We start from the raw sequence: 8,429 nt of genomic DNA, 5'->3' as shown, positions 1-8,429 counted from the left end.
TGCTGCCACCGGCCCCGAAGACCGGCCGCCCACGTGTGGACCAACGCGCGGTGCTGACGACCGTGCTGTTCGTCCAGGCTTCGGGCTGTTCCTGGGAGAAGGCCGACGGGCTGTTCGGCGTCACCCGCGCTACCGCCCACCGCTGGTTCCAGACCTGGACCGAAGCAGGCGTATGGCCGACGATCCACCGCGCGGTTCTGGATGAACTGGGCAGAGGGGCTCTGTTGGACTGGTCCCGCGCCACCGTCGACTCCCAGTCGATCCGCGCTAAGAGAGGGGGAGAGGACGGGGCCAAACCCCACTGATCGGGGTAAACCCGGCTCCAAGCTTCATCTGCTGTGTGACAACCAAGGACTGCCGTTGACCTGCGCGATCTCCGCGGCCAACGTCAATGACGGTGAAGCCCTCAAACCCTTGGTACGGGGCGTGCCCGCCGTGCGCTCACGCCGAGGTCCCCGCAGGCGGCGTCCGGCCAAGCTCCACGGGGACAAGGCCTACCACTCCCGTGACCGAGGCCGCTGGCTGCGTGAACGCCAGATCGGTGTGCGCATCGCCCGCCCTGGTGTCGAGTCCTCACAACGGTTGGGAAGGCACCGGTACAAGGTCGAGCGCTCCATCGCCTGGCTGGGTTCCTATCGCAGGCTGAACGTGCGCTGGGAGCGTAAGGCCTCCAACTTCCTGGCCATGCTCGGTATCGCCTGCACCCTTATCTGCTACAAGCACCTGGCCAAGCAAGTCGATGGGTTTTGAGATGAACTCTTAGCTCTCACCACGGAGGCACCCGAGCGGGCGGCGTCGTCGCAGTTCAGCGGCGGGTTCTCGGTCGGTGCGGGTTTTCTGTCCGAAACCCTTGGGATACCGGGGTCGCGGGCTGCTTGGGATTCTCGACGTAGTTCCCGCCCCCTCTTGGTGCACTACTCGGAGGGCGGGGCGCGTGGGGCTCTGGAGGTTCGGGGGTCCCACGGGTCCCGATCACGGCGGGGCAGATCCGGTCCGTTGAGCCCCGAGTGTCTCCGGCAGATTCCCGTGTTGGCACCCCCGTCAGTCACTGACGGGGGTCAGCGGGCTGTCAGGGCCCGGGGACGCGCCCCGGGCCGGTGATCAGCCGACGGGCACGGGTCTTCTGCGTGTCATGCTCGCTCCCGGATCAGTGGTACGCGCAGTGCGAAGGCCTGCGCCGGAGGAGGGTGCGGTCGGGACGGGGGCGGGTGCCCGGGCAGGTCATCGAGACGGTGACACGTGGCGTCGGCGGCGGTGAGGACGCGCAGGTGACGAAGCGTTCGACGGACGCACCGGAGGTGGACAACAGGGTGAACAGGAGGAGCCCGGAGCACGGGGCGACGAGGCGGTATCGCTCGATCATGGGATCAGCCTCGCAGGCACCCGGTGGTCGTGTGACTACTTCGCGTGATCGGAACTGTCCGCTTGAGGCCGGCGGTCACCGGTGTGGTCCGGCGCTATCAGGGGTACCGACGAGCCCTCAGGTGAAGATCTCGAAGAGCACGATGATCACACCGATGACGAGCATCGCGAAGAAGATGAAGTAGCAGCCGACGTTGCCGGTGCCTCCCGGGTCACGGGTGGGGCCACGGTGGATCTCGGTGCGGCCCTTGCCGGGCTTGCGCTTGCTCTTCTTCTTGGCGGCCACGTGGGATCCGTTCCGGTTCGGGGGATGTCGCGGCCAGAGCCTGCCACGGGGACCGGGCCCCGGGCAAATCCCGATCCAGGTGTGTTCTGTGGATGCCCCCGTCACGAGCGATGCACCGGTGGTGCCGGCACAGGGCCGAAGCAGGGGTCGGCCCGGGTGTGGCCTTCGCCTGAGGAGTACGCGGTGACGGTGCCACCGGAGCGAAGGGCGGCAGGGTGGGTGCCCACCGACCACGCCTTAGGTGTGTTCGGGTTCGCGGGCGTCCTCGGGGGTCTTGCGGGCCCAGTAGGTGGCGACCAAGGCACCGGAGAGGTTGTGCCACACCGAGAACAGGGCGCCGGGCAGGGCGGCGAGCGGTTCGAAGTGGGTCGCCCCCAGGCTCGCGGCCAGACCGGAGTTCTGCATGCCGACCTCGACGCTGAGGGCGCGTCGCGAGGTGTCGGGCAGGCGCCCGACCAGGCCCACGAGGTACCCCAGGCCCAGACCCAGGGTGTTGTGCAGGATGACCGCCAGCCCCAGGAGCAGACCGGTGCTCAGAACCGCGTCGGCGTTGGCGCCCACCACCCCGGCGACGACCAGCACGATGCCGGTGACCGACACCAGCGGCATCATCGGCAGGACCTTGGAGACGGCGCGGTCGGCGAAGGTGCGCAGGAGCAGGCCGGCCACCACCGGGAGCAGGACCACCTGGAGGATCGACAGGAACATGTCGGCGACCGACACGTCCAGGGTGGAGCCGGCCAGGGCCAGCACCAGGAAGGGCGTGACGAACGGCGCCATCATGGTGGAGATCGACGTCATCGCCACGGACAGGGCGACGTTGCCGCGGGCCAGGTAGACGATGACGTTGGAGGCGGTCCCGCCGGGAGCGGCACCGACCAGGATCATGCCGACCACGAGCAACGGCGGCAGGTTCATGAGGTGGGCGATGCCCCAGCCCAGCAACGGCATGATCGTGTACTGGGAGGCGATGCCGAGCAGCACGGCCTTGGGGTGCTTGGCCACGATCGCGAAGTCCGCGGGGCGCATGGTCAGGCCCATGCCGAACATGATGACGCCGAGCAGCAGGGAGACGTGTGGGGCGATGAGGGAGGCCTGGGCCGGCATGGCCAGACCCACCACGGCTCCCAGGAGGACCAGGAGCGCGAACCACCTGCCGACGAAGTCGGCGACCTGCTTGATGACCGTCATCGTGTACTTCTTCCCGCGTGTCGTCCGGCCGGTTTCAGCCGGGTCGAGGGCACGTTACTCCCCTGGTCACGGCCGTGGTCACACCGGGGTCGACGCCGCGAGGTCGCCGACCAGGGTGGGAACGACCGACTCCTCGAACACGGCGTGCCCACGTGCGTGCATGGCATCGGTCAGGGCGGTGTCCCAGGGGGTGGGTCGGGCACGTCCGTCGAGCGTGTGTTCGGTCTCGGGTTCGTGGGCGAGATAGTCCGCGGCCCCCATGCGCCAGGGGTCGGCCTCGTAACGCTCGATGATGCGCTGCGTCATGGCGATGCCCGGCCAGTCGAAGTCGCCGTGGTAGCGCAGGCGTGCCCCCGCCGCCCGGGCGGCGCCCGCGAGTCGGTGGAAGGCCGCCGAGGGCCACCCCTCGGTGCACAACAGAGGGGCGGAGCGCGCTCCGAGGTCTTAGGCGGCCTGACGCAGGACGGCGGGGTTCTCGCACACGTGGATCACGCGTGCGCTGGGCTCGGGTGGAAAGCGGACCAGTTGTTGGAGGGTCACCTGGAGCGGGAGTCCGTGTTCGGCGGCCTCGTTCATCCAGGAACCGAGCACGGGGCCTCGCGCGGGCAGGTTGAGCACCAGGACACGGCTGGCCAGGTCGTCCTGGACCACGTCGTACGCCTCCCAGAGTGCCCGGCGCTCCTCGGCGGTCTCGGGCCGCTCCTGTGCGGATCGTGCGCTCAGGGCCGCCAGGACCAAGGTGGCCAGGGGGCGGTCGTTGTTGAGTGCCTTGGTGTCGCCGGTGACGCGTACGGCCAGGTTCGGCAGGAGCAGAGGGGTGGTGCCGGTGTCGTGGGCGTCGATGGTCTCCAGCACGCGTACCGCCCGACCCAGACCGTCGGTGTCCGCACTGGTGACGCGCTGGGTGATGGCGCCTCGGGTGCGGGGGTCCTCCAGCCAGGCCCGGAACCAGTCGGTTTCGTGCAGGTGGCTGGCCAGGGCCGGGGCGAGGATGCGTGACCGCAGTCGACTCCGTTCCTCCTCCACCTTGCTCTTGAGGCGCAGCGGAGGCCCCACCCGTTCCAGCAGATCCCCCAGGCCGATCCCGTAGCCGTCCCGGAGAGTGGCGTCGAGCACCGCGAGGTCGACGCGTACCTGGTCCGACACCCTTCCCGGCTCGGTGCCCAGCAGGCCGTGGACGTGGGCGACGTCCTGCTCGTCGAGACCCTTGAGGGTGAAGCCGCCCCTGGCCTGCCCGTCACGACGTTCCAGCTCCCTACGCGCCCGTTCCAGCAGGGCGCGGTAGTGGGGGCCACGGAAGTGGTCCAGGTTCACGACGCGCTCTCCGTCTCGGCCAGCAGGGTGCCGGCCAGGGACCGCGGTACGTGACGGGTCGGGGTGATGCCGACGAGTTCGGCGGCGAGCTCCTCGTTGCCGGCGAACCCGGCGTCGGCGTCGAGGGTCTGCTCACCGTCCCACAGCATGAGCAGCGCCGAGACGGTGCCGCTGGCCTTGTCGTGGTGCATGTCGTAGTGCGCGGCCATGGGCACGCTGTCGTAGTGCACCCACAGGTCGTGGCCGGTCATGAACATGTCCAGGTCGAAGGTGACGGTCAGGCCCATGAGCTCGGGCTTGTACCGGTCGTCGATCCCCGCGAAGGCCTCGTCGAGGGCGACCACGCGCGGGCAGGTGGGGGCCGCCGAGGTGTACAGGGCGTTGGCGGCGGCGAACAGCGGCAGGTGGATGGCGGCGGACTTCTCGCCGCCGGACATCTGTTCGTGCTTGTTCTTGGTGAGGGTGACCTCGTCCTTGCCGGGCACGGCCAGGCGCAGTTCGAACCGGTACCAGGTGCGGTAGTCCAGGACCGCGGACAGGACCTGCTTGTGGCCCGCCCGAGGGTGGGCGCCGTGGTAGTCCCGGATCATGCGGCGCAGGACTCCGCGCAGCTCACCCAGTCCGCGGGGGCCGAGGCCGGTACCGTCCCGGCGGACCAGTTCGGTGGCCTTGCGCTGGTGTTCGGTGAGCCCGTCGGAGCGGGACCACCGGATCCCCACCCGTGTGCCCGAGGACATGGGGCGGGCGCGGGTGTCGTGGTCCATCGCACGGACCAGCTGCTTGGCGGTACGGATGCGTTCGTGGATCTGCTGGGCGATACCGCCGAGCAGTTCGTCCTCCAGGACCCCCTGCTCCTCCTCGCGCAGCAGTGCGCCCTGCTCGTCGACGCGCGCGGCCACCGCGCGGGTGAAGGCCGAGACGGGGGTGCGCCCGTTCTCGTCGTTGACGTGCACGGTGACCAGACCGCTGACGCCGACCTCGTGGTCGACCCGGTACCCCTCGGCGTCACCGCCGAGCGCCTCCTGGAAGGTGCGCAGGGCCTGGGACATGCGCGTGCCCACGCTCTTGAGCTCGCCGTCGCTCACCTTGGCGCTGCCGACCCGGTCGGTGAGGGCGGCCATCAGCGCCGCGGCGTCGCCCGGGAGGGTCGCGCGGACCGAGGCGAGGTCCCCGGTGACCAGTGCCCGTGCGGCGTCCTCGGGGGCGGGCCACTGTTCGGGGGCGGGCCAGACCCCGGTGGTGTCCACGTTGAGGACCGCGCGCACGGCGGGCCGGGTGAGCGCGGACAGCGCGGTGGTGTGCTCGAAGAGGGTTCCCAAGGAGTCGGTCAGGGACCGACCGCCACTGTCGCGCAGCGTTTCGGAGCGCACGGCCAGGTCGTGGGCGTCGGACGCCGTCTTCTCCGCCCGGCCGTGCTCGTCACGGACACGGCGCAGTTCGGCCTCGGTCCGCTCCAGCCGATCCAGGAGTTCCCGGGCCGGGGCGTCGATGGCGGCCTCCAGCGTGGCCAGTTCCGCGGTCTCGCGTTCGTGGTCGGTGCGGGCGCGGTCGAGTTCGGCCCGGTCCCCTTCGAGCGCTTCGCTCAAGCGGGTGACGGTGTCCCGGCGCGCGTCGAGGTCGCGGGTGTATTCGGCGATGTCGGCGCGGGCGGCGTGCAGGTCGTGGGCGGACGTGCGGAAGACGTCGAGCGCGGCGGCGACGGCGTCGACGTCCTCGGCCAGGGTGGGCATGGCCCGTTCGGCGGCAACGGCCCGGACCCGACGCCGTTCGGCGTCGACCTGGGCGACGGCGGCGTCGAGGTCGCGCCGGGCCTCGGCGCGGGCGCCGCGCGCCGAGGCCAGCAGGGTGGAGTGGTGTTCGAGGGCGCGCACGGCCTTGGCCACGTCGGTGGCCTCGGGCAGGTCGGTGCGGGCCCGGGCGTAGTCCTGGAGCCGTTCACCGGCCCGGGTGAGCCGCCCGTCGAGGTCCGTGCGCTCGTCGTTGAGTGCGGCGATGCGGGCGTCCTGTTCGGCCAGGCGTTCGCGTCGGCGCTGGGCCCGGTTGGTGGCCCCGATGAACTCGGCGACGGGTTTGGGGTGGGCGCCGACCAGCGGGCCCAGCCGGAAACGACCCCGAAGGTCGACGCCGTCGGTGCCGGTGGGGGCCTCGTCGCCCGTGGTGAGGGGGAGGGCGGCCAGGACCGCGGCGATGACCTCGGTGGGCACGTGCTCCTGGGTCTCGGGGACCAGCGCGTCCGCCAGGGTGGGCCCGGTGGGCGTGGAGCCGACGGGCAGCAGATGGGCGTCGGCCTCGACCTCGTCCAGGGACCGCCGGGTGAGTTCGGGGTCGGGGTGGATCCAGGCGGTGAGCAGGCCGGCGCCGTGCAGGGCGCCCTCGATGGCGGCGCCGTGGTCGGCGGGCAGGTCGTCGCGGAACCGGACCAGGCGCCACAGGGGCGCCCCGGCGCGGTCCTCGCGGGGCGCGGGACGCAGCGGATCGGCGGGCGGGGCGTCGTCGCGTTCGGCGGCCACGTGGTCGCGTTCGCGCCGGGCCTCGAACAGTTCGCGGCCCACCCGCTCCCGTTCGGCCTCCAGGGTGTGCACGACGGCGGCCGCCTCCAGGCGGTGCTCGTGCACCTGTTCGTCGAAGACCTGCGCGAGGGTGGGCGTGCCGGGTTCGCCGTAGGTGGTGAGGGCCTGGCGCAGGGCCTCGGGTCCCTCCGGGCCGGTGACGTCCCACCTCTGTGCCCAGGCATCGAGTGCCTCGGCGGCCGCGCGCCGCCGGGCGCCCAGTTCCTCCTCGGCGGCGGCGCAGGCGCCTTCGTGTTCTTCCAGGGTCGTCGTGGCGCGGGAGGCGGCGCCGTCGGCGCGGCGGCGTTCCTCCTCGGCGCGTTCCTGGTCGCGCAGCCGCTCGCGTACGGCGTCGACGTCGTCGCGACGGGCGCTCGCCCGGGCCTTGGCGGTCTCGGGCAGGTCGTCGCCGGTGTCCACCTCGCCCTCGGCGTCGTGGACGATGCCGGAGCGTTCCGCGGCGCCGACGAGTTCGGCGCGCAGTTCCTCGGCCCGGGAGCGTTCGCGGCCGACCCGCTCGGCGACGCGGGCGGCCTCGCCGCCCAGGCGACCGATCTCCTCCTCCTGACCGTGCACCCGGGTCTCCTGGGTGGCGATGCGACGGGCGCGGTCCTCGTTGCCGGCCCGCCTGACCTGGAGCGCCTGCTGGTCTCGGAGGGTGTCGTGCTGTCGGAGGGCGTCGCGCTCGGCGGTCAGGCGGGCGGCCTGTGCGTCGAGGCCGGTGGCCTCGGCGCGGGCCCGCTCACGGTCGGCGCGGGCCTGTTCGAGGTCGGCCGCGGCCTCGGTGACGGTGCGGGCGTGGGTGTCGGCCTGCTCGGTGGCGGCCTCGACACGCAGCAACCGGTGGCGGGCGTTGACGCCCAGGTAGTCGGAGTAGACCTCGCTGAAGGCGCGGGCCGCTTCGTGGGAGGCGGTGGCGGCGGCGAAACGGCTCTGGACGGCGGCGAGGTTGGCGAAGTCGCGCGCCGCCTGGTCGATGAGGGTCTCGTCCAGGGGGCTCAACCCGCCGGTGAGGGTGTGCGAGACCTTCTCGGGGTCCAGGTCCTTGGCCAGCAGGGGACGCCGCAGGGCGAGCAGGAGGTCGAGCAGTTGGAGGTAGCGGTCCCCCAGCCCGAACAGGCGGGCGTCGACGGCCCGGCGGTAGTCGGCGGCGCTGCCGTGGTGGGCCTCCTCGCCCAGGACCGTCTTGAGTTGGCGTTCGGTGAGCGGCCGGTCGTCGGTGGACAGCAGTCCGAAGTCCACCCCCAGCCGCCGGTCGGTGACGAAGAAGGAGGGGGTGACGCCGTCACGGTGGCGGTGGGCGCGCAGACCGATGATGAGGGTCACGGTCTCCGTCGCGGAGTGGCCCGAGCCCTCCTCGCCGTCACGGGCCCGGGCGAACTCCATCCAGACGTACCCGTAGGCGGACTCGTCGCCCCGGTAGAGCAGGTTCGACTTCATGGTGCGGTTCTGGCCGCTGAACGGGTCCAACCGGCGGGCGTCGGTGTGGCCGTCCAGGATGAAGGGGAACAGGACCTCCAGCGCCTTGGTCTTGCCCGACCCGTTGTGGCCGCGCAGCACGAGACGGCCGTCGCCGAAGGCGAACTCCTCGTCGAGGTAGTCCCAGATGTTGACGATCCCGGCCCGGTTGGGTCGGAAACGGTCGCTCCTGCGGATCATGACGCGCTGTCCTCGGTTCCTTCGGGCTCGTTCGGGGCGTTCTCGGGGAAAAGGGGTTCGGGGTCGTC

6 protein-coding genes and 1 pseudogene are annotated in these 8,429 nt (G+C 71.6%); 1 reads left to right on the top strand and 6 read right to left on the bottom strand.

From position 1 onward, the window contains the following. Window positions 1-2 precede the first annotated feature (2 nt). Window positions 3-750, top strand: a protein-coding gene (locus DSY14_RS29015; RefSeq protein ID WP_374224059.1) for an IS5 family transposase whose coding sequence is annotated in 2 segments (ribosomal slippage) — window positions 3-286 and window positions 285-750 — 750 coding nt in all. Because the reading frame shifts where the segments join, the coding sequence is not laid out codon by codon here. A 397-nt stretch (window positions 751-1,147) separates the two neighbouring features. On the opposite strand, the gene DSY14_RS25185 is transcribed toward DSY14_RS29015, so the two are convergent. The 6 genes and pseudogenes from DSY14_RS25185 to DSY14_RS25165 all read right to left on the bottom strand — a co-directional run bounded on the left by DSY14_RS25185 (window position 1,148) and on the right by DSY14_RS25165 (window position 8,361). After that, window positions 1,148-1,363, bottom strand: coding sequence for a hypothetical protein (locus DSY14_RS25185; protein ID WP_211719103.1), 216 nt, complete (start codon window positions 1,361-1,363; stop codon window positions 1,148-1,150). A gap of 117 nt (window positions 1,364-1,480) precedes the next feature. After that, complete coding sequence (locus tag DSY14_RS25180) at window positions 1,481-1,648, bottom strand: hypothetical protein (RefSeq protein WP_211719102.1); 168 nt, start codon at window positions 1,646-1,648, stop codon at window positions 1,481-1,483. Between the two features lie 237 nt (window positions 1,649-1,885). Further along, entirely contained in the window at window positions 1,886-2,839 is a 954-nt protein-coding gene (locus DSY14_RS25175; protein ID WP_211719101.1) for a bile acid:sodium symporter family protein, read from the bottom strand. A gap of 78 nt (window positions 2,840-2,917) precedes the next feature. Continuing rightward, window positions 2,918-3,268, bottom strand: a pseudogene (locus DSY14_RS29010) (DUF2399 domain-containing protein); the annotation flags it as partial. A 15-nt stretch (window positions 3,269-3,283) separates the two neighbouring features. Then, window positions 3,284-4,153 carry a TIGR02679 domain-containing protein gene (locus DSY14_RS25170; protein WP_307851331.1) on the bottom strand — a complete coding sequence of 290 codons (870 nt, stop codon included), beginning with the start codon at window positions 4,151-4,153 and terminating at the stop codon, window positions 3,284-3,286. Continuing rightward, a complete protein-coding gene (locus tag DSY14_RS25165) occupies window positions 4,150-8,361 on the bottom strand; it encodes a TIGR02680 family protein (RefSeq protein ID WP_211719100.1) in 4,212 nt (1,403 codons plus the stop codon). Before DSY14_RS25165 ends, DSY14_RS25170 begins: the two co-directional genes overlap by 4 nt. Window positions 8,362-8,429: the final 68 nt, after the last annotated feature.

Source organism: Nocardiopsis sp. MG754419, assembly GCF_018207095.1.
GTDB lineage: Bacteria > Actinomycetota > Actinomycetes > Streptosporangiales > Streptosporangiaceae > Nocardiopsis.
This window is presented reverse-complemented; position numbering and strand designations above follow the sequence as displayed.

Excerpts from the sequence above, each read along its gene's own strand:
- DSY14_RS25185 (WP_211719103.1), bottom strand. The coding sequence starts at position 1,363 with ATGATCGAGCGATACCGCCTCGTCGCCCCGTGCTCCGGGCTCCTCCTG.
- DSY14_RS25165 (WP_211719100.1), bottom strand. The coding sequence starts at position 8,361 with ATGATCCGCAGGAGCGACCGTTTCCGACCCAACCGGGCCGGGATCGTC.
- DSY14_RS25175 (WP_211719101.1), bottom strand. The coding sequence starts at position 2,839 with ATGACGGTCATCAAGCAGGTCGCCGACTTCGTCGGCAGGTGGTTCGCG.